13 protein-coding genes are annotated in these 19857 nt (G+C 58.8%); 4 read left to right on the plus strand and 9 right to left on the minus strand.

The window, feature by feature from the left end:
- Nucleotides 1-12: 12 nt before the first annotated feature.
- Both ACP0KA_RS25795 and ACP0KA_RS25800 read left to right on the plus strand, forming a co-directional pair.
- Nucleotides 13-2442 carry a glycosyltransferase family 2 protein gene (locus ACP0KA_RS25795; RefSeq protein ID WP_424631808.1) on the plus strand — a complete coding sequence of 810 codons (2430 nt, stop codon included), beginning with the start codon at nucleotides 13-15 and terminating at the stop codon, nucleotides 2440-2442.
- 35 nt (nucleotides 2443-2477) lie between these two features.
- A complete protein-coding gene (locus ACP0KA_RS25800; RefSeq protein ID WP_424631809.1) occupies nucleotides 2478-4796 on the plus strand; it encodes a glycosyltransferase family 2 protein in 2319 nt (772 codons plus the stop codon).
- A gap of 82 nt (nucleotides 4797-4878) precedes the next feature.
- On the opposite strand, the gene rfbD is transcribed toward ACP0KA_RS25800, so the two are convergent.
- Together rfbD and rfbC are read right to left on the minus strand one after the other, a co-directional pair.
- Complete coding sequence (gene rfbD, locus ACP0KA_RS25805; RefSeq protein WP_424631810.1) at nucleotides 4879-5793, minus strand: dTDP-4-dehydrorhamnose reductase; 915 nt, start codon at nucleotides 5791-5793, stop codon at nucleotides 4879-4881.
- A complete protein-coding gene (gene rfbC / locus ACP0KA_RS25810; RefSeq protein ID WP_424631811.1) occupies nucleotides 5793-6347 on the minus strand; it encodes a dTDP-4-dehydrorhamnose 3,5-epimerase in 555 nt (184 codons plus the stop codon). The genes rfbD and rfbC overlap by 1 nt, the downstream gene beginning before the upstream one ends.
- 109 nt (nucleotides 6348-6456) lie before the next feature.
- On the opposite strand from rfbC, the gene rfbA reads away from it, so the two are divergent.
- Entirely contained in the window at nucleotides 6457-7332 is an 876-nt protein-coding gene (gene rfbA / locus ACP0KA_RS25815; RefSeq protein ID WP_424631812.1) for a glucose-1-phosphate thymidylyltransferase RfbA, read from the plus strand.
- Between the two features lie 15 nt (nucleotides 7333-7347).
- A complete protein-coding gene (gene rfbB / locus ACP0KA_RS25820; RefSeq protein WP_424631813.1) occupies nucleotides 7348-8415 on the plus strand; it encodes a dTDP-glucose 4,6-dehydratase in 1068 nt (355 codons plus the stop codon).
- Nucleotides 8416-8626: 211 nt separating this feature from the next.
- Here the strand turns inward: rfbB and ACP0KA_RS25825 are convergent, their stop codons facing one another.
- The 7 genes from ACP0KA_RS25825 to ACP0KA_RS25855 all read right to left on the minus strand — a co-directional run bounded on the left by ACP0KA_RS25825 (nucleotide 8627) and on the right by ACP0KA_RS25855 (nucleotide 19717).
- Nucleotides 8627-9841, minus strand: coding sequence for a glycosyltransferase family 92 protein (locus tag ACP0KA_RS25825; RefSeq protein ID WP_424631814.1), 1215 nt, complete (start codon nucleotides 9839-9841; stop codon nucleotides 8627-8629).
- Between the two features lie 307 nt (nucleotides 9842-10148).
- Nucleotides 10149-11072, minus strand: a complete 924-nt coding sequence (locus tag ACP0KA_RS25830) for a glycosyltransferase family 2 protein (RefSeq protein ID WP_424631815.1) — start codon at nucleotides 11070-11072, stop codon at nucleotides 10149-10151.
- A gap of 14 nt (nucleotides 11073-11086) precedes the next feature.
- On the minus strand, nucleotides 11087-13291 hold the full coding sequence (locus ACP0KA_RS25835) for a glycoside hydrolase family 99-like domain-containing protein (protein WP_424631816.1): 2205 nt from the start codon (nucleotides 13289-13291) through the stop codon (nucleotides 11087-11089).
- Between the two features lie 34 nt (nucleotides 13292-13325).
- On the minus strand, nucleotides 13326-15371 hold the full coding sequence (locus ACP0KA_RS25840; protein WP_424631817.1) for a tetratricopeptide repeat protein: 2046 nt from the start codon (nucleotides 15369-15371) through the stop codon (nucleotides 13326-13328).
- Complete coding sequence (locus ACP0KA_RS25845) at nucleotides 15368-16717, minus strand: HlyD family type I secretion periplasmic adaptor subunit (protein WP_424631818.1); 1350 nt, start codon at nucleotides 16715-16717, stop codon at nucleotides 15368-15370. Before ACP0KA_RS25845 ends, ACP0KA_RS25840 begins: the two co-directional genes overlap by 4 nt.
- The gene (locus ACP0KA_RS25850) at nucleotides 16707-18941 is read right to left on the minus strand and encodes a peptidase domain-containing ABC transporter (RefSeq protein WP_424631819.1); all 2235 of its coding nucleotides are present in this window, start codon (nucleotides 18939-18941) and stop codon (nucleotides 16707-16709) included. Before ACP0KA_RS25850 ends, ACP0KA_RS25845 begins: the two co-directional genes overlap by 11 nt.
- 170 nt (nucleotides 18942-19111) lie before the next feature.
- A complete protein-coding gene (locus ACP0KA_RS25855; protein ID WP_424631967.1) occupies nucleotides 19112-19717 on the minus strand; it encodes a class I SAM-dependent methyltransferase in 606 nt (201 codons plus the stop codon).
- Nucleotides 19718-19857: the final 140 nt, after the last annotated feature.

Genomic DNA, 19857 nt, shown 5'->3' on the forward strand with positions numbered 1-19857 from the left:
GGGCACCGTCAGATGGTTCTCGGCAGTGCCCCTCCGCTCCTTGTCGGATCTCACTCACATATCACGCTCGAACGCCTGGCCGCACAGGCACTGACGGCTCACGACTTTCCTGCAGCGTTCAAATACGCGGATCGACGTTGCCGTGTCGAACCACCAGCGGCCGCGCATTGCTTTGTTCTCCGCGCGGAAGCGAACTGGAGGCTCGCACGCAACGACGCAGCACTGGCGGACCTCGCCGAAGCACTGCGTGTCGATCCCTCCGACCTTGGCGCTAACCGCCGCATGTTCACCTGGGCCACGGGCGATCGGCGGCGAACCGCGGCCGCCAATTTGATCAGTCGTGACGGCAATCCGCCGATCCTCCGGGCTGCTATAGCAGAACTCCGGCGTGCAGGAGAGCAGCACTGGGCCGCCTGCTCGGTGTTTGACAATCACGTGACAGGCTGGGTCGCCTGGACCAGCGCGACCACGATCGAAGCCAGCCTTGCAACCGAGCACGGCACTCTCACCAGCCTGCTCGAACCCAATTCGTTTCACCCCTTGGCCGGGATGGACGTTCAGGCCACCGCCTTTCTGGTTCGGCGGCCGCCGTCCAGAACGCCTCAGACGCTGACGTTGAAAAGCGACGGAGAGATTTTCCAGGTTCGGCGGCTGGCTCCCAATCTGTCCTTGCCGCCCCAGTTGCGAGATGACGCGCCCCGCTCTGCTGCGCCACGATCCGACATCGCACCCACCGTTATCGTTCCGGTGTACCGGGATGCACGGACAACGCTTGCCTGCTTTGACAGCCTCATCAAGGCACGGGCTTCGAATGAATTCCGCATCCTGGCGATCGACGATGCCAGCCCGGAGCCGGAGTTGCGGCACGATCTCAACGCGCTTGCCGCCGCCGGGACGATCGATCTTCTCGTGAACGCGGCTAATCTGGGTTTTGTCGGTTCGGTCAATCGCGCGCTGAAGAAAGTGCCCGCGGGCGACGTCTTGTTGCTCAACTCCGACACAATCGTGCCGCCCGGCTTCATCGAGCGATTGGCAGCGGTCGCGCATTCCGCGCCTGACATTGGAACCGTCACGCCGCTGTCAAACAACGGCGACATCTTTTCGTTTCCGACGCCGAACGATGTCAATCCGATGCAGGGCTATGAGCAGATCCTCGGGATCGATCGGATCGCGAGCACTGCCCATGCTGGTGATGCGATCGACGTGCCGAGCGGCATCGGTTTCTGTCTTTATATGACGCGTCGCTGTCTCGACGCCATTGGCGGGCTCTCGGAAAATTTTGAACGAGGCTATCTCGAGGATGTCGATCTCTGCTTGCGCGCACGCGCGAAAGGTTTTCGCAACGTCTGCGCCCCGTCGGTCTATGTCGGACATCACGGCTCGAAATCCTTTCAGCACGAGAAGCGGGGGCTGGTGCTTCGCAATCTCGACATTCTGGACCGGCGATTCCCGAACTACCGGCGGGAATGTCGTGCGTTCGAGATCGCCGATCCATTGCGGCCGGCGCGCGAAAGACTCGATCGCGCCCTACCCTGGCCTTCCGAGCCCTCCGTGCTCCTTGTCGGGAATCAACGGAGCTTCGCCGCCATCGCCGAGGAACGAGCGCGCCATCTCCGCGAGCGCGGCGAACGCGCTGTTGTCCTGTTGCGGGACCGCGATGTCTTTCACCTCAAAGCCGCCGACGGGACCAGTCCACAGGCTGTCCAGTTGAAGCTCGACACCGAGGCAGCCATCGCCGACGCCGCCACGGTCCTTGCACGGCTGCACGCTGGCCGCGTCGAGATCGTCGAACCGAATCCGCTTCCGCAGTTGATCGCGCTGATCCGGAAACTTGGCATTCCCGCCCATCCCTGGCTGACAGCAGGTGGTCTTGGCGAGGCAGTCACCTCACTTCCCGAGGCCACGCCGATTTTTGTTCCCAGCAAGACGGCCAAGGCGTTTGCGCAAGCCCGCTGGCCCGGCCGCAACATCATTCTGCAGGATTGGCCCACCCGTCCCTTGACGCTGGCGCCGATCTCCGGCGCAAGCAAATCGCTTGCCGTCGTTCCGTCCGCGCCCTCGCCCGCCGCCTTGCGCGTGATGAGAAGGTTGGCGGATCGCCTCGGGCAACAGGATCCATCCAGATCGATCGTCGTCGCCGGTGCCACCTGTGACGACGACCGCCTGATGTCGTATCCGAACGTCTTCATCACGGGCGCCGTCGCGGCCGATGAGATTGGCGATGTCCTGGCGCCGCATCATCCAGGCTGGCTGCTCATCGATTTCGACAAACCGGTCTTCGGACATCCTGTCATTGAGATGACAAGGCAGGCCTCGATCCCTGTCGCATATCGCGACTGGTCCGCCGGATCGGCCAAAGCGCGCAAAGGCGACCTTGCCATTCCTGCCGATGTGGACGAGCCGACACTTGTCGATGCCGTCATTGCGTGGATCGGACGCTGAACATGGCGCGTGTCATCCGAGCCCGCACAGAACCAATGGCCAAGCCCAAGCTGATCAGCCGGCTGATGCTCGCGCAGGACGGCACGGTTTCGGGATTCGTGTTCGATCCACAAACCACGGAGCGCCGCTTTACGGTCGACATCCTGCTCGATGGCCTGGTGCTGAAGACGACCTATGCCGATGCCTTTGTCCCCGAACTCACTCAGCAAGGCCAGAACAGCACGTGCGGCTTTGCGGTGACCGTCGAGCCCGAACTGCTTCGTACGGCGAGTCTTCTTGAGGCGCGTCTCGCCAATCTCGGGACCCCCGTGGGAGATCCGATCGACCTTGAGACTGAAAGCACGGACCCCGCCGATCTGCGGCCGACCTGCAAGCTGCATTGGTTGGGTGGCCTGCATTTCGAGGGCTGGATCGACGGCGATGCCGTTGTCACGCTGGAAGCAATCGTCGATGGCGAACCCGTCGCACAGGTGCGCGCCACGGCCTGGACGCATATCAGTGGCGAGGCCGAGGGGCAGGCATCGCGCAACGCCCGCGCGTTTGATGTCCACGTCCCGCAACGCTTTGCAGACGGACGTGTCCATCGGATTGTCCTGCGCAAAGAGGACGGCGAACAACTTCCGGCGACGGCCGTCTTCGTTGCCTTTCCCGATGGCCTCGCCGGAATGATCGATGCCATCGGCGGCCACGACGCCGAGCGCCTGCGTGGCAAATTATATGATCGGCTTATTCCCGCTTCACTCCCGCTCGCCGATTATGCCGATTGGCGTGACCGCTTTCCGCTGCCGAAGCCGGCACCAAGCGCGCTTCAACTGGCGATTGTCGTCGCCGGCAGCGCCGGTGCTCGGCAGACGCTTGCCACCCTGGAGGCGCAAAGCCACGAGAACTGGACCGCGGGTGCGATGGACGGCCAGCCGCTCGTGATCGACAGCGATGCCCTGCTGGCGTTTCTCGACGATGCCGCAGCCGATGCGCGCCACGTCGTCGTGACCATGGCCGGCATGTCCCTCGAACAGAACGCGCTGGCCCGCATTGCGGCTGCCTTCGATGCCTACCCGGATGCGGTCGCACTCTACGGCGATCTCGACTTTCTCGCTGACGACGGCCGCCTCTGGCCGCTTGCCTTTCCGGCGTTCGACTACGAGAGAATGCTTGAGCAAGGGTATTGCGCCCACCTGTTCGCGGTGCGCCGCGATGCCCTGATCGCGGCCCTTGAGGCGCGTCCGGACAACCTCTATCGCCTCTTCAACTGCCTGCTCGATCACATCGCTCCGACGCAGGCAAATATCCTCCATTTGCCCGGAACACTGGCGACCATGCCCAAGCTCAATCCAGCCAAGGCCGCCTCGCACCTTTCCGCTGCGAGCCGCACGCACCTGCGCGCGCGCAGCATCAAAGCGGACGTGACCGAGCAGCAAGGCCATCTCTTTCCCGCTGTCCGCATCAAGCGGCCCATTCCGAAAGACCGCGTAAGCGTGATCATCCCGACGCGCGACCGCGTTTCTCTCTTGCGCCGCTGCCTTGACAGCATCGCGCCTGCGGTCAAGCGCTGCCACGCCGATATCCTCGTCGTCGACAACGACAGCACCGATCCGGAGACGGTCGGCTTTCTTGCGGACCTGCCCCGGCGCGGCATCCGGACATTGCGGATCGAAGGGCCGTTCAACTTCGCAAGGCTCAACAATCGGGCCGCCGCGATGCTCGATAGCGACGTCCTTTGTCTTCTCAACAACGATATCGAGGCAACATCCGACGACTGGCTCGAGGAGATGCTGACGCGACTGACCGAACCGGATGTCGGCGCCGTCGGTGCACTGTTGACCTGGCCCGGCGGCGTCGTGCAGCACGGCGGCATCGTTCTGGGTATGAACTTTTCGGTCGCCCACGCCTTCACCGACCGATTCGCTGATGATCCCGGCTTCCTCAATCAGCTCCTTGTGGCGCACGAATGCAGCGCGGTGACCGCGGCCTGTCTTGCGACCCGACGCAGCGATTATCTCGCGATCGGCGGAATGGACGAAGCCCGCTTCGCGGTGGCGCTTAACGATGTCGACTATTGTTTGCGACTGCGTGAAGCCGGCAAGCGCGTTGTCTTCACGCCGCACGCGAAGCTGGTTCACGCCGAATCCGCCAGCCGTGGAAAGGACAATCGCGTCGATCGGCGAGACCGGTTTGAACATGAACTTGATTTGCTGCGCGCGCGCTGGGGCGACGTGCTGAACGACGACCCGGCCTACAATCCACAACTGTCACGCGATAGCGTCCCCTATAGCGGTCTGGCCTGGCCTCCGGGACGACGAAGCCCTCGCTATCATCGCCCGCCGACCGCGCGCGATCTGCCATTGGGATTCTGACGACGTGCCAGAAGCATTTTCTCTCGGTTAAGGCACTGCCACAACGCGGAATTGCATCTCTCCTGAGGTGACCGAGTGCGGCTTATCGAGTCGCCGGCTCGCTTTGCAAGGCGACGAAGGTGTCGAGCTCCAACTGCAGCGCGACCTGCCAGGCCGGCGTGGCCACCCCGAAACGATCTTTCAGACGCGACAGGTCGAGCCTGGAGTTACCGGGCCGCTTCGCTTTGGTGGGAAAATCGGCTGTCGCTATCGGCGTGATCGTCTCCACCGCGACGCGCACACCACGCGACTTCAACCCGGCGACGATGGCTTTCGCAAAGCCGTGCCAACTTGTTTCGCCCGCGCAGGCAAGATTGACCACGCCGCCGTTGCGCGCGAACAGTCCTTCCAGGTTCGAGGCATTCAATTTCACGATGCCGGCGACGGCAGAGGCGATCGTTCTTGCTGCGGTCGGGGCGCCGATCTGGTCGGCGACAATGCGCAATTCCGTGCGCTCGCCAGCCAGCCGCGCGATGGTGCGCAGAAAATTGGCTCCGCTCGCCGCGTAGACCCAGCAGGTGCGCGCGATCAGATGCGCCCCTCCCGCCGCCTCGACGGCCAAATCGCCGGCAAGCTTGCTTGCTCCATAGACCGATAACGGGCCCACGGGGCTATCCTCACGCCACTGCTTGTCACCTGATCCATCGAAGACATAGTCGGTGGAGAAATGGATCAGCGGCACGCGATGCCGTGCCGCCCATTTCGCGATTGCCTCGGGACCCTTGGCGTTGACGAGAAAGGCAAGCTCGCGCTCGTCCTCGGCACGATCCACTGCAGTATAAGCCGCGGGGTTGATGATCAGGTCGGGCTTGAAGCCATCGAGCGCTTCGTCAAGCGTCTGCGGCTTCGACAGATCGAACTCGCTACGTGACGGAGCGATGACCGTGTCGTGCATTGCCAGCAGCGGCCGCAGCGCCCCACCCACCTGACCATTGGTTCCTGTCAACAATATCCGCATCAGATCTGCCCATAGACTGGAAGGTTCTTCACGTCGGTCAACAGCGGCGCATCGGCATCCTTGGTCGATAACGACGGCTTCTCGACGCCCCAGTCGATACCGATTGCTGGATCATCCCAGCGTATCGAGATTTCATCCTTCGGACTGTAGAGATCATCGCACTTATAGAAAAAATCCGCAGTCTCGGACAGAACGACAAAACCATGCGCGAAGCCACGGGGGACCCAGAGCTGTCGCCTGTTCTCCTCGCTCAATTCGACGGCAACGTGACGTCCGAAATTTGAGCTACCGACGCGCACGTCGACGGCAACGTCCAAAACCTTGCCACGTAGCGCGGTCACCAGCTTTCCCTGTGTAACAGGATTTTGCAGGTGCAGCCCACGCAATACACCATAGACGGAGCGGGACATGTTGTCCTGCACGAACGGGCGACTGACGCCCTGCTCGACGTAACGGTGAAACTGATAAGTTTCGAGAAAAAAGCCGCGCTGATCGCCGAACAGCTTGGGCTCGATGATGATGACTTCAGGAAGCTCGGTCCGAACGATATTCATTTTACGACACTTTGAATTTCTAGACTCACACACCGACTCCATTTCGATAACAGACTTGCGCACTTAACACTATATGTTATGTTTTGTTATCATTGAGTGTGAGGGGATCATGAAGGGTATCATTCTTGCCGGCGGGACGGGCTCACGCCTTTACCCAGTAACGACCGTCGTCTCAAAACAGCTGCTGCCCGTTTTCGACAAGCCGATGATCTACTATCCACTCTCTACGCTGATGTTGGGCGGAATCCGCGATATTCTCGTGATTTCGACGCCGCAGGACAAGCCGCTGTTTCAGCGGCTGCTCGGCGATGGCGGCGAGATCGGCATGCGCTTTAGCTATGCCACGCAGGAAACACCGCGCGGGTTGGCGGACGCCTTCATCGTCGGCCGCGAGTTCATAGGCTCGGACTCGGTTGCCCTTGTGTTAGGAGATAACATTTTCCACGGTCACGGACTGCCCGACATGTTGTCAGCCGCATCCACCCGCAACAAAGGCGCGACGGTGTTCGGTTATATCGTCAACACACCTGAACAATATGGAGTGGTTGAGCTCGATAACACCGGCCGCGCACTCTCGATCGAAGAGAAACCGAAACAGCCGAAATCAAACATAGCCGTCACAGGCCTGTATTTTTATGACAACGACGTCGTCGACATTGCCGCGCGCATCAAGCCATCAGCACGCGGCGAAATCGAGATCACCGACGTCAACAACGCCTATCTCGAGCGCGGCAACCTCTATGTCGAGGTGCTTGGCCGCGGCTTTGCCTGGCTCGATACCGGCACGCATTCCTCGCTGGTCGAGGCCAGCCACTTCGTCCAGATCCTGGAGCAGCGGCAGGGCTTGCGCATCGCGTGCCCCGAGGAAATCGCACTACGGCAAGGCTACATCTCGCTTCAGGCGTTCGAGATAGCGGCTGAGAAGAATGGGAAAAGCAGCTACGGCGAATACCTGAAGTCGGTTGCACGCTCACAATACGCTTAATGCACGGACCCGACCATGCACTTCAAAGCTTCGACTATCTTTGTAACCGGCGGCGCCGGATTCATCGGCTCGGCTGTGATTCGCCATCTCTTGCAGAATACCCATGCCCGTGTGGTCAATATTGACAAGCTCACCTATGCCGCAAACCTCAACTCACTGCCTGGGACAAACGAGAACCTGAACTACGCCTTCGAGCAACAGTGCATTTGCGACGGCCTCGGCCTGCGCCGCCTCTTTGAAAAATACCAGCCGGACGCGGTGATGAACCTTGCCGCCGAAAGCCATGTCGATCGCTCGATCGACGGCCCCGGCGAATTTATTCAGACCAATATCGTCGGAACGTTCACCCTCCTGCAGGAGGCGTTGCGTCATTGGCGGTCACTCTCACCCGAGAAGCGCGAGCAATTCCGTTTCCTCCACATCTCCACCGATGAGGTGTTCGGCTCGCTCGGTGATGACGGCTTTTTCACGGAGATAACCGCGTATGCGCCGAACTCGCCCTATTCGGCCAGCAAGGCTTCCTCCGACCACCTGGTGCGCGCCTGGCACGAGACCTATGACCTGCCAACACTGATCACCAATTGTTCGAACAATTACGGGCCCTATCACTTCCCTGAGAAGCTGATCCCGCACATGATCATCAAGGGCCTCGCCGGCGAGCCGCTGCCCGTCTATGGCGACGGCAAGAACATCCGCGACTGGCTCTATGTCGAGGATCACGCCAAGGCGCTCGCACTGGTGCTCGCGCACGGCGTGGTCGGCGAGACCTACAATGTCGGCGGCCGCAACGAGCGTACCAACCTTCACGTGGTCGAAAGCATCTGCGATCTCCTCGACCATGTCGCGCCGAGCGCAACAGGTGCACGCCGCCACCTGATGACCTTCGTCGCCGACCGCCCTGGCCACGATCGCCGCTACGCCATCGACGCATCAAAACTCGAGCGTGAGCTCGGCTGGCGCGCGCAGGAGAATTTTGAAAGCGGCATCGAGAAGACTGTGCGCTGGTATGTCGACGAACAATTCTGGTGGCGGGCAATCCTGGAGCGAGGCTATGCGGCGAAGCGCGTGGGCCTCAACCAGTAACGCAGCGCTCTCCCTGGAGCGGCTCGTCCTCTCCCTCTCATGACCGGAAACCTAGGACCGCGGCACGGATGCGCCGGCGATCGTGATGGAGTGGGCAACACGCCCGCACGGGGTCTCGAGCAAAAAATTGCGACGGCTGACGGCACCGTTATTTCTTCCACTCTGGAAAAACATATGCCGCAGAGGCCATCCCGCGGTTATTTCACGTGGGTCAGCTACGAACGAGCTTTTTGAGTTCAGGCAGGAACTTCTGGATCGTCAAATCCTCGACATCGTTCCGGTCTCGAAGTGTAAAGAATTCCATCGCTCGAATTCGCTGAGGGTCGCCCTCCGCCAAGGGCCTTCCACGCTCCCGCTTCTTCAAAAGCTGCTGCCGGGACTTCGTATAATAATGATTGATAGCCAACTTCCGGTGCTTTGAAACTGAACAGCGCCCGCCAATTGGAAAAACCGGGGCGCCGTCTTCCTGGACATAGCATCCCAGAACAAGCGATTGATGGGGATGAAGATAGGCCACGATCGCATCGGGCCGCACGATCGATTTCATGACATAGTGATCCGGAAAATCGTCAGGCGCACGTCGCGAAAACGACTCGATACAGAGGCCCTGCGGCTTCTCTTCGTGGCCGTTGGACCCAAAATTCAACCAGTGAACGGCAACGGCCGGCGCGGAACCAACACCTTCCAAAACGTCGTTGATACTATCCCCTTCGACGGGGTAGAGAAACTCGTCGGCATCGATAAACGCGCACCATTCGGAGCCGTTACGATAGCTGTCGATGGCGTGATGAAATGCGCGCATCTGACCGAAGTCACCCTCGACATAGTGATAGGTGATCATGTCCGGCCAGGGAAATGATTCTATAACTGTTCGTGTCTCGTCGGTGCTCTCGTTATCGTACAAATAGAAATGATCGACGCCAACGAGCTTGTGGAAATGCAACCATTCGAGCAGATCGTCCGCCTCGTTTTTTAACGCACACACCACGGACAATCTGTGCTTCTTGCGGCCCACTCCCGCATACAGCTTCCCCGCCTCCACGACTCGCAGGAGACCGGAAAATTCTCGGCGAAGGTTCTCGCTCTGGGGAGCCACGGCTAGCGCGGCAAGATAGGTGTCTTGCGCCTCCGGAGCCGAATTCAGGTTCAAATGAGCAATGGCAAGTCGATGCAAAATGCGAGAATCGGAAGGCAATTGTTTGCCAAGACGCACCAGAATTTCTCGTGCTGTCGCAAAATCGCAGGCTTGCATAAGAACCGCAGCCTTTGCGAACTGATACTCGCTGAACCCGCTAAAGCGCCCTTCCAGCTCCTTGACCGCATGAATGAGCTTTTCCGGATTTGGATCCGCAATGCGGCCGGAAAAGAATTCCCTCAATGTTCGCTCGATCTCGTTCGGCGAGAACGCACTGACATCCTGGTCCAAGCTGAAGCTTGGCCGTGTCGGAGTTTTCGTGTCCAACCTACAGCGCTCCAAAGTTGATCAAAGAATCCCTAACATTGATTCACATCGGAAACTCTTCGGTGGAGTTCCTTGATCCCGCGAAAATACGGCATGATTTACGTTGACGATCACCGCTCCGGCTCCAATGTGAACTCCATGTTGTATCGTTGTAAAGTTGCCTGAAGGAAAATCAATCCGATAACGATACAATAACACGCACATTTTGTGTAATGTTACAACAAGCGATGATCGAGGAATGTTTGCTTGATCTGACACTGACCAAGCCGGGTCATCGCCAGTTGAGCGGCATCGTCCGATCATTCCATTCAACAGTTCGATGATCCGGCTGATAAGGCGCATACAATTGCTTCACCCAGTAATTGAAATTGGGATGAAGCCTGATCAATTTGTAGAATGCATCGCCAAAATTTAGAGGACTGAGGCAAGTCCTGTTGATCGGCCGTCGGGCTATTGCGTTTATACAATACGACGACATGCAGGCTCTTGTCTCGCTTTCGGCCACGTTGCTCAGATTTCGAAAGCTGTTCGTGGAATGGAGCCGATACATATAACGATCCGCCTCCACGTATTTGGGCTCGACCACGGTTACGGCACGCAAGGCGAATTCCCAGTCGTGGCAGTATTTCAAGTCAGCCAGCCATCCGATCTGCCGCAGCAACTCGCGGCTCACCACGAAATTGCCGGTGGAAGCAGCAATCTGCGAATCCAGGAACGTCCAGGATAGCGGAGAACCCGCAACCCGAGCCCGGTCGATCGCATACCGAAGGCTCGTTGGAAATTGATGAGTCGTTATCGGCGTGCCGCGTTCATCGATCGGTTCAACAGCCGAAAAGCCGAAAAACATTTTCTCGTCGCCATGTTGGCTCGCGAATATCTGAATGCGATCCTTTGAAAAGGCATCATCCGAATTCAGGAAGAAGATCATGTCTCCCTTGGCAAGGGATAGCGCCCTGTTCCAGGTGTAGTGCGCTCCTAAATTGAGAGGGTTCCTCAAGAGCGTGCAAGACACAAACCGCTTGCAGAAAGACTTCTTCTTGAAGAGCCGCTGCGCGATTTCAAAGCTCTTGTCGGGCGAATGATCGTCAACAACAATCAACTCGACGTCCGGGAACGTCTGGCGATAGACCGTCTCAAGACACTCTTCAATGTACGCTTCATGCTTATAACAAGCGATGACGACGCTGACTAACATCTGGAATCCTCAGCTCAACGCCGCACGATGATCGAATGACTCGACATAATGAACGCACGGCTTCCCTCACCGACCTCCAGAACTGCGAGCCTGTACTCTCCATCGGGTATGTCGCGAGCGAGAAATGAAAGTTGGAAGCCAAAGTAGCAGTCTTTGCTTTCTGCCCTCATGTATTCCTTGACATCGAGGCGCTCGTGCCAGTCCACGATCAAGCAGTAACTATTCTGATCCTGCTTTTCAGGGTTCGAGGAGACTAGGATCAGGAAGCCCATCCTCTGCCTGCCTGCCTCAAAGCCGCCGCCTGGGCAGACCCATCCTCGCACGAGAATACCCGATCGCGGGTCGACCACCACGCGTTCGCCCGTTTGAGAGTTTATGTTCTCAATGACAAGCAAGGACCCCGCCAGGTTCTCAGATGCACCTTCCATTTCCGCGGGAATCCCATTTCTCGTATGCTGCAAGCCCGAATAGACCATCTCCGATCGATGAAGATTGGCGAGCAGTTCGACGTGCGTGGTTGTTTCCTTCATCGCCTGCTCAAGCTCCTGCCGGCTCAGGCAGTCGAGCAGCTCCGGATTCGAGCGCACCTGGATCGAGATCGGCTCGGACGAAGCCACCCTTCTCACCGCTTCGAGAAATGCGCGTCCGTATCGCGAATCCGGCTCCAGATGAGCCCCCTCGGCCCATTCATTCCAGGAATTGATGAAAACGATCGGCTCTGCAAATGCGCTGTTTCGCGCTCGGCGGGTTGCATCCCGCAGCCACACTTCGAACGCCTCCGGGCTCGACCTGTTGAAGACGTGCCCTCTCGATCCCTTGCGAGGCGTATTGTCCCAGCGCGGCATAACGGCTGGAAAATACGGAAAATCATATGTCTTTCCCAACGACGAACGCACCGCATCAACGTAGTCGTAGACCTTTCCCGTAAAGGCGGCCGGAGCTTCCATATCCGAGAGCGGCAGCTCCATCGTCGAGACGGTATGCGGAGGAAATTCCACCGCAGCATCGCAGCTCACATCTCGCGGATCAAATTCGCCGAACGTCATGGCGTTGCAGATCAGAATCTCCCCAATCCCCAACTCCATTGCCCGCGCGCGCCAGACCTCGAACAGGCGCTGCTTATCAGGCAATAATGACGGCCGATAGATGAGTATGATCTTGCGGCCATCCACCGTGATATAGCGCTCGTCGAGCAAGAGCTCCGCCATGTCATCGATAAAACGAACATCGTCCTCCAGAGAATGGCTTTGCCCGAGCAGAAGCTCGGCATCCGAGCCATCCCAACGACGTGACCAGTTCTCGTTCGCCCAGCAGATGCAGAACGGCAAATTCGGTTCGCCATCTTCCAGAAGGAGTTCCAGCGGCCTTTCAAGAAGTCTGCGCCCTTGAAACCAATAGACATAGTAGCAGAAGCCGTGGATGCCGTAGCGGCGCGCCAGATCGGCCTGTTGCCGACGGGTCTCCGTCAATCTCGCATCATAAAAGCCGAGATCTGCCGGCAGCCAGGGAGATTGATGCGCCGGAAATTGAGGACGCATGCGGGAGACGTTCGTCCACTCGGTGAAACCAGGCCCCCACCATCTGTCGTTTTCCGCGAACGAATGAAACTGAGGAAGATAGAAGCAAACATTGCGCACCTGTTTGTCGGCCGGATCCGCAGGCGGCGCAACAACCCCGTTGTTATTCGGAATCAGAAGGTCGCTGTAATCGGTGCTGGAAAATCCCAAGGCAACGATCACTTCGTCGGGCGCGAGATTATCGAAGAGCGGAATCTCGAAGTATTCCCCATCGTCCAGGCTGACGCGAAGATAGAGCTGTGGCTGATCGCCGTCCGCCAGCGTGTTTCTGAGAGCCCGTGCCAGGCGCCGGCGGGCTCCCGGATTCGCCAGATCGATACGGAAGCCGGGGCGACCAATCGCCTTGCGCGAACCAATCCCCGCGGGAGCCGCGCGGCCCGTTCTCGCCTCTTCGATCGCGTGAGAACCGACAAAGAGAGAAAGGTTAACAGATGCGGCAGGCGACCGGCCATCGACGATCCAACCCGAGATTTGCCGGCCGGAATACTCGAGTATCGCGCCGCGCAAACGGGCACCCGATTCCAGATCGCTCAAATCGGGATCAAGGAACAGGCTTTGGAGATTGTCCTCCTGTGCAAGGGGACTGGTGACAGGTTGCGCGTCCTTCGCATCCTTGACGCTGCGTTCAACATTCTTATTCATTGCGCCCCGATCTCCCACTCGCCCTCAAACAAACTCAACTATCGACCGGCGTTACGCCGATCGCGCTCAGCCGCCGCGTGGCACCTTCATTATTTTGCCGCGCGGCCTGCTGATACCAGTGCACCGCCGTGTCCCTGTCTTGTGCAATGCCGAGGCCCGACATCAACGCATCTCCCAGCGCAAGCTGTGCTTCCGCCATGCCTTGCTCCGCCGCTTTCTGAAACCATTCGGCGGCCTTCTTCGGATCGGCCTCGCATCCCTGCCCTTTTCCGAGCATCACCGCGAGATTGTACTGCGCCACCGTATGCCCCTGCTGCGCGGCGGCCTCGTACCAGCTCACGCCTTGAGCGAGATCCCCGGCCACGCCGGTACCGACGCAATACATCACCGCAAGCTGGAACTGCGCGCCCGCATGGCCTGCGCGCGCGGCCGTCGTCATCCATGAGACCGCCGCTTTCGCATCGCTCACGGTGCTGTTCGGATCGAGATACAGAAGCGCCAGTGTGTACTGGGCTTCGACATGACCGGCAGTGGCCGCGGATGTGAACCATGGGACAGCAGCTTGCGCGTCCGCAGCCTCGCCGCCGAACCTGCCCATCCGCAACGCACCGAGCTGGAATGCGGCCGGCGCGTGTCCGGCTTCCGCAGCTTCAGTCAACAGCGATCGCACCTGCTCAAGCTGCTCCGTCGAACCATCCTGATGGAGTAGAAAAAGCGCGTAAGCCGTCTTGGCGTTAGGATCGCCGCCGACAGCGGCCTTGCTCAGCCATTCCCCTGCTAGCTTGTGATCACGCGGAACACCGTTGCCTGCCGAATAGAGCCTCCCGAGTTGCACCTGCGCGGCGCTGATGCCGCCTTCGGAGGCACGCTCGAACCATTTGATCGCGGTCTCTACGTTGCGTTCGACCCCCGAGCCGTTGAGATAAAGGACGGCGATGTTGAACGCGGCGGTCGCGTGGCCGCTCTCGGCCGCGCGTTCGAACCATTTCGCAGCTTGACGGATATTCGGACCGACACCTGTGCCAGTTGCATAGAAGCGGCCCATGAAGAATTGCGCCTGTATATCGCCCCGCTCGGCGGCCTTCTCGTACCAGACCGCCGCTTCCCGCAGATCGGGCTCGGAGCCCGCGCCATGCGAATAGAACGCCGCCAACGCCTGGATGGCCGGGAGGTAGTCCTTGCGCGCAGCCTTGCGCAACGCCGTTTCCGCCTGGTCGATATCCTTCGCGACGCCATGGCCGTTCAGGCGCAACAGACCGATATTGTAGAGCGCGATCGGATCGTCATGCCTGGCTGCGCCCTGAAACAGCCGCGCGGCTTCGGCCGGAGCCTCGGGCATGCCCGTTCCCTTCAAGTTCATAAACGCGAGTGCAACCTGCGCTCTTACATGGTCCTGTTCGGCCGCCTTGTGATACCAGATCGCCGCCTGCTCGAAATCGACAGGAACGCCCTTGCCCTGATAGTAGACGTCGCCAAGCGCGAATTCAGCCGGCGCACACTTCTGATCAGCCGCGGTTCGATACAATTCGCGCGCCGCCTGAAGATCTTTCTCGCAACCATGCCCCCCGCTGTACAAGTTGCCGAGAACCGTCTGCGCCTCGGCCTTGCCTCTCTCCGCCGCAGCCGATATCCACCGAAAGGCAGCATTGATATCCGGCTCAACGCTTGTCCCATGCGGGAAGACAAGGTGATGAATATTCGATGCCTTCTCGCCCAGCCGGACGGCAGAAGATTGACGCCATGTTTCAGGCCGATATTGACCGAGCGGGGCTTCATCCCCGTGAAGAAGGATCAGGCCGAGCTGGAATTGCGCGTCGGCATTGCCAAGCTGAGCCGCACGCTCGTACCAGATGACGGTATCGGGCACGCTCCTGATGACACCCTCACCTCTCGCGTAAAGCTTCCCTATCCGAAAGCTCGCCTCGGAGACACCGGCCTCTGACGCCAACTTCCAGAGCTTGAGCGCCTCCAGATAGCGGCCGCGCTCGTACGCGTCTATTCCACGCTCAAAAGGACCGGCGTTGGAAAACGCGGAAGCTGGTCGAAACCACTCAAAAAGCGATCGCGCCGAAAGCGTCATGGCTCACGCATGGCCTCTCGCATGCCCTTGATCATTCCGCCAAGCAGATACATCGCAACGGATCGCGTGCCGACATTGATGTCCCCCTGAAGGGTCATGCCTGGAATGAGGCGAAAATTCCCCGGGACATCCTTGAAGTTGGACGCGTCCACCGAGCACCGCGCCTTGTAGTAAGTGTAATCGAGCGGCTTGCCATCCTCATCCGTTGTGAACGCGCCCTCGCTGATCCAGCGCACTTTCCCGCTCGCCGTGCCGTGCTCTGCCGCATTGAAAGCATCAACCTTCATGGTGCAGGGGTCGCCAGCGCGGATAAACCCGATATCCCGTGAGGAGATCTTGATTTCCGCCTCAAGCTTGGTGTCGATCGGCATCAGCGTGATGAAGGGATCACCTGGCTTAAGGACCGAACCGACCGAGAGCCTTGCCATGGTCAGCACCACTGAAGGTTCGGCCGCGGTCCATCGCACGAGGTCCTGGTGCTTGAGCGCCTTTTCGTAGGATGCTTTCGCCTCATCGAGCTTGTTGCGCGTGGCCACGAGATCCTGACTCAATTGCGCAAACCACTGTTGCTTGAAAGCGTCACGATCGGAAATGATCGATCCCAAAGTATTCTTCGCTTCGATCAGGCTGTTGTGGGTATTCTCCAATGTCCGCAACAATTCCAGCCGGGTATCCTGGGAAATGTACATGTTGAGTTGCGAGCCCGTGCCATGCTCCGCAAGCGTCGTGCGCATCGCCTCGATCTTCTGAAGAATCTCATCGCGTTGCCGATATTTGGCATCATCACCTCGCAGCTTCTCGATCGTGGCCTGCGTCTGTTTGATTTTTGATTCGAAGCTGTTGAGCTGGGCGGTATATTGCGCCATCCTCTGATCGTAGAGCGCCTTCTGCAGAGCAGCGTATTTCTGAAAGTCGGGATCTGACTTGTCGGCAAATACGAGCGAATGCTGTGCCAATTCAGCCTCGTCGCGTGCCACCTGTGTCTCGAGACTCGCGATCTGCAACTTCGCCTGCGTCAAGTCGGCCGACGTAAACGTGGCGTCGAGCGTGGCGAGCAACTGCCCGGGCTGCACCTGCTCACCCTCGCGGACATCGATCGTCTTGATGATCGACGGATCCAGCGCCTGCAAAACGCTGATCTGACCGGCCGGAACGATCTTGCCGCTGAGGCTGGTGATCACGCGATCAACCTGCGTCAAGCACAGAACCGCGACGATCGAGACCAGGAACGCGGAAAGCACAAACAGGGTTGCGCGCGCAACCAGAGGCTCGGCCTCCTCGCGGATTGCGTCGGTTTCCGATTGGAATTGGCGAACGGTAGCGAGCGAAGCCTGATTAGGAGACAAGAGTCGGACTCCGGAAATTTGGTTTGTCCGTGCGAGCCGCTGGCGTCAGATGCGTATTCTGCTGGTACCAAAGCGAGCTATAGATATCGTTCCGCTCCAACAAGTCCTCATGCCGCCCGATATCGTCGACCACCCCGCGATTGAGCACGAGAATGGCGTCCGCATCCGTCAGCGACGAAAGCCGGTGCGAGATAATGATCATCGCCCGGCCATTCGCGATCCGCGTAAGGTTGGCGTTCACGATGGCCTCGCTATCGGCATCGAGCGCGCTCGTTGCCTCGTCAAGAATGAGGATCGGCGGATCGACGATCAGCGCACGTGCGATCGCAAGCCGCTGCCGCTGTCCTCCGGAGAGATTGGGCGATCCTTCATAGACATAGGTTTCGTAGCCGCGCGGCAGCCTGTCGATGAATTCCTCAGCACCCGCCAGCCGCGCCGCCTTGACGACATCGTCAAAGGTCGCATCCGGCTTTGCTGCACTGATATTTTCACGAATCGTCCCGCTGAAGAGAAAGTTCTCCTGCAGCACGACGCCCACACTCCGCCGCAGGTGATCGACGTCGTATTCGCGAACGTCGATTCCGTCGATCTTGATCAGACCTTCATAATCCGAATGCAATCTCTGCAAGAGCCGCGTGATGGTGGTCTTGCCGGAGCCACTCTTACCCATGACGCCAAGCGTGGTCCCTCTGGATACTTCGAACGAAACGCCTCTCAGCGCCGGCGAGACCGCGCCCTTGTATTTGAAGGTGACGCCGGAAAACTCCACTTTGCCTTCGACCGGCGAGCGGACGCCGTGTCCGGAACGCCCCTCTTCGGCAGGCTGATTCACCAGTTTTCCGACCGTGGCGACCGCACTGCGCGCTTCGTCGTATTGATTGATCAGCTGAGCCATCTGCATCAACGGACCCGACACACGCTGCGACAACAACAGGAAGGCAAACAGCGCTCCGATATAGACGGGATCATTGCTTTGAAGCGCGAGAAAGACGCCGATCGCAAACGATCCGCTCACCGCCAGCCGTTCCAGCGGCCGCACCACCACCTGGATCGCGTTTCCGGTCATCCCTTCCGCGAGCCGGGCCTTGGCGACACGCGCGACCAGTACGTCCCACTTGTGACGCTGTCGCGCGTCGAGCGCCAGCGATTTCACCGTCCGGATGCCATTGAGCGTTTGAACCAGGAACGCGCCTTGGTCCCCTTCCGCAACAAGGACGGCGTTTGACGCCTTGCGGTACGTCGGCAACATCAGGACAAGCCACCCGACGATCAATCCGGACAGCCCGAGGACCACGAATGTCATGATCGGGCTGAAGAAGAACATGACCGGCAGGAAGAAGATCAGTGTTGTTGAATCCAGAACCGTGCCGAACAACTGTCCCATCAGAAACATGCGGATGCGAAACACTTCGCGAATGTCACGCGCGACGAGACCTACGGCCGTCTGTTCGAAATAGTCGATGGGAAGATTGAGGACCTTTTCAAAGACGTAGGTGGACAGCTTCACGTCGAGCCTGGTCGTCAGGCGATGAACCAGGAGCTGCCTCAGGAACGAGAATGCCGCCTCGAAGGCGATGATGATCACCATCGATATGCACAGCACATAGAAAGTGTTGTACGCTTGATAGAAGATCACTTTGTCCAACACCAGGCGCCAGAACATGATGGGCGCCAGGCCAAGAAAACCGAGGATCAGCGCAGAGATCGCAACGTCCCGAACGATGCGGCGCTCTCGGAACATTAATGCGGTCACGAGGCCGAAGCTGAACGGCTGCGATTCGTCCGAGATTTCGTAGCTGCGCTTGGCAAGAACGACATCTCCGGACCAGATGTCTTCGAAGCGCGGCCGGTCGATCACGAGCAGCGCATCTTCCGCCGCATTCGGATCCCGGAGCATGATGCGAGTGTTGTTAGCGTCCCCGTCGACGCGAAGCAACACCATGTAGCTTCCATTACGCAGGCAAACGATGGCCGGGAGTGCTTTTTTCAGCTGCGAAAGACCGTCCCAATCGAGCTTGACGAGTTTCGACCGCATGCCGGACTTCTCGGCGCAGCGAACGAGTTGATCAAGCGTCACCTCCTGATCGGTGAGAAGGTTATCCTTGATAAGTTGCGTCGAGGTGAGATGCAGCCCGTGCTGTCGCGCAACGATGATCAGGGACTCGAGCCCGGACGGCGGCACTGGATCAACATAGGTGTTTTCGGCGGCAGCTTGGACAGTCATGAAGCTCGGTCCGTCTGTTGTGATTCATCACAAATTATCGCCCAATATTCGGCGAACGATAATCCGCTTCTATTCATAACATTAGATACAACAAAAATGACGGCAACACTAACATTTAAAGTGATGAACAACATTCTGGAAGGTGTCGGCAACTGAACGAATGTCGCTCGCTAGACCGATGCTTCCTGAAAATTAAAACCCGTCTCTAACAATGTTCTCTGGATGGTCACGCCGTCGGCGTCGGGCATGAGCGCCAGCGCACAGACTTCGAAGTTTTCGGTCGTTACGGACACGGTCGCAAAGCCGGCCATCAACAGCAGATTGCCAAGCCGCTCGGTCGTAAACCCGGTGCGATGGGCCATATAGAGGTGCCCGTCCTCGATCGCGCGGGAATGACCGTAGAGCATGTCGAGCGGCCTGATCGGGCCCGCCGGAGAATTGTAGGCGACCGCGGCAATGCCATGTTCAACGATAAAATGAGCCACAGCCTCGATATCCGGACTCATGATCAAGGCAAAGCCGTCCAGTTTCAAAACCTGACGAAACTGACATAGCGTTGGAAAAACCTCATGGGCGTAGAGATGTTCAAGCACATGCGACGACCATACCCCATCGAATGATTGCGGCTCGAAGGATCTTCCGATCTCGATGACCGAGCCCACAACGTCAGGTCCGACATGCGGATCGATATCAAAGCGCACTTCTTCCCAGCCTTGCTGGTCTACCATGCGAGCAATTCGTCGGGCTGTTCCGGGTCCGGAGCCCGCGTTAAGCAAGCGCTTGATGCTAGCCGGCAAGATCGGCTCCTGACGCCACAATCGGGCATATCGAACGAGGACTAAGATATTCGGAATTCAAGAACCGATTATCACTCTGTCGAATATCACTCTATCGATGTGACTTCACAAAGGCACAG

Source organism: Bradyrhizobium sp. SYSU BS000235, assembly GCF_049747295.1.
Lineage (GTDB): Bacteria > Pseudomonadota > Alphaproteobacteria > Rhizobiales > Xanthobacteraceae > Afipia.

Bases quoted from the DNA above. Each gene is read 5' to 3' on its own strand.
- rfbD (WP_424631810.1), bottom strand. From the start codon at position 5,793: ATGCGGATATTGTTGACAGGAACCAATGGTCAGGTGGGTGGGGCGCTG.
- rfbC (WP_424631811.1), bottom strand. From the start codon at position 6,347: ATGAATATCGTTCGGACCGAGCTTCCTGAAGTCATCATCATCGAGCCC.
- ACP0KA_RS25800 (WP_424631809.1), top strand. From the start codon at position 2,478: ATGGCCAAGCCCAAGCTGATCAGCCGGCTGATGCTCGCGCAGGACGGC.
- ACP0KA_RS25835 (WP_424631816.1), bottom strand. From the start codon at position 13,291: ATGAATAAGAATGTTGAACGCAGCGTCAAGGATGCGAAGGACGCGCAA.
- ACP0KA_RS25795 (WP_424631808.1), top strand. From the start codon at position 13: ATGGTTCTCGGCAGTGCCCCTCCGCTCCTTGTCGGATCTCACTCACAT.
- rfbA (WP_424631812.1), top strand. From the start codon at position 6,457: ATGAAGGGTATCATTCTTGCCGGCGGGACGGGCTCACGCCTTTACCCA.
- rfbB (WP_424631813.1), top strand. From the start codon at position 7,348: ATGCACTTCAAAGCTTCGACTATCTTTGTAACCGGCGGCGCCGGATTC.
- ACP0KA_RS25840 (WP_424631817.1), bottom strand. From the start codon at position 15,371: ATGACGCTTTCGGCGCGATCGCTTTTTGAGTGGTTTCGACCAGCTTCC.
- ACP0KA_RS25850 (WP_424631819.1), bottom strand. From the start codon at position 18,941: ATGACTGTCCAAGCTGCCGCCGAAAACACCTATGTTGATCCAGTGCCG.
- ACP0KA_RS25830 (WP_424631815.1), bottom strand. From the start codon at position 11,072: ATGTTAGTCAGCGTCGTCATCGCTTGTTATAAGCATGAAGCGTACATT.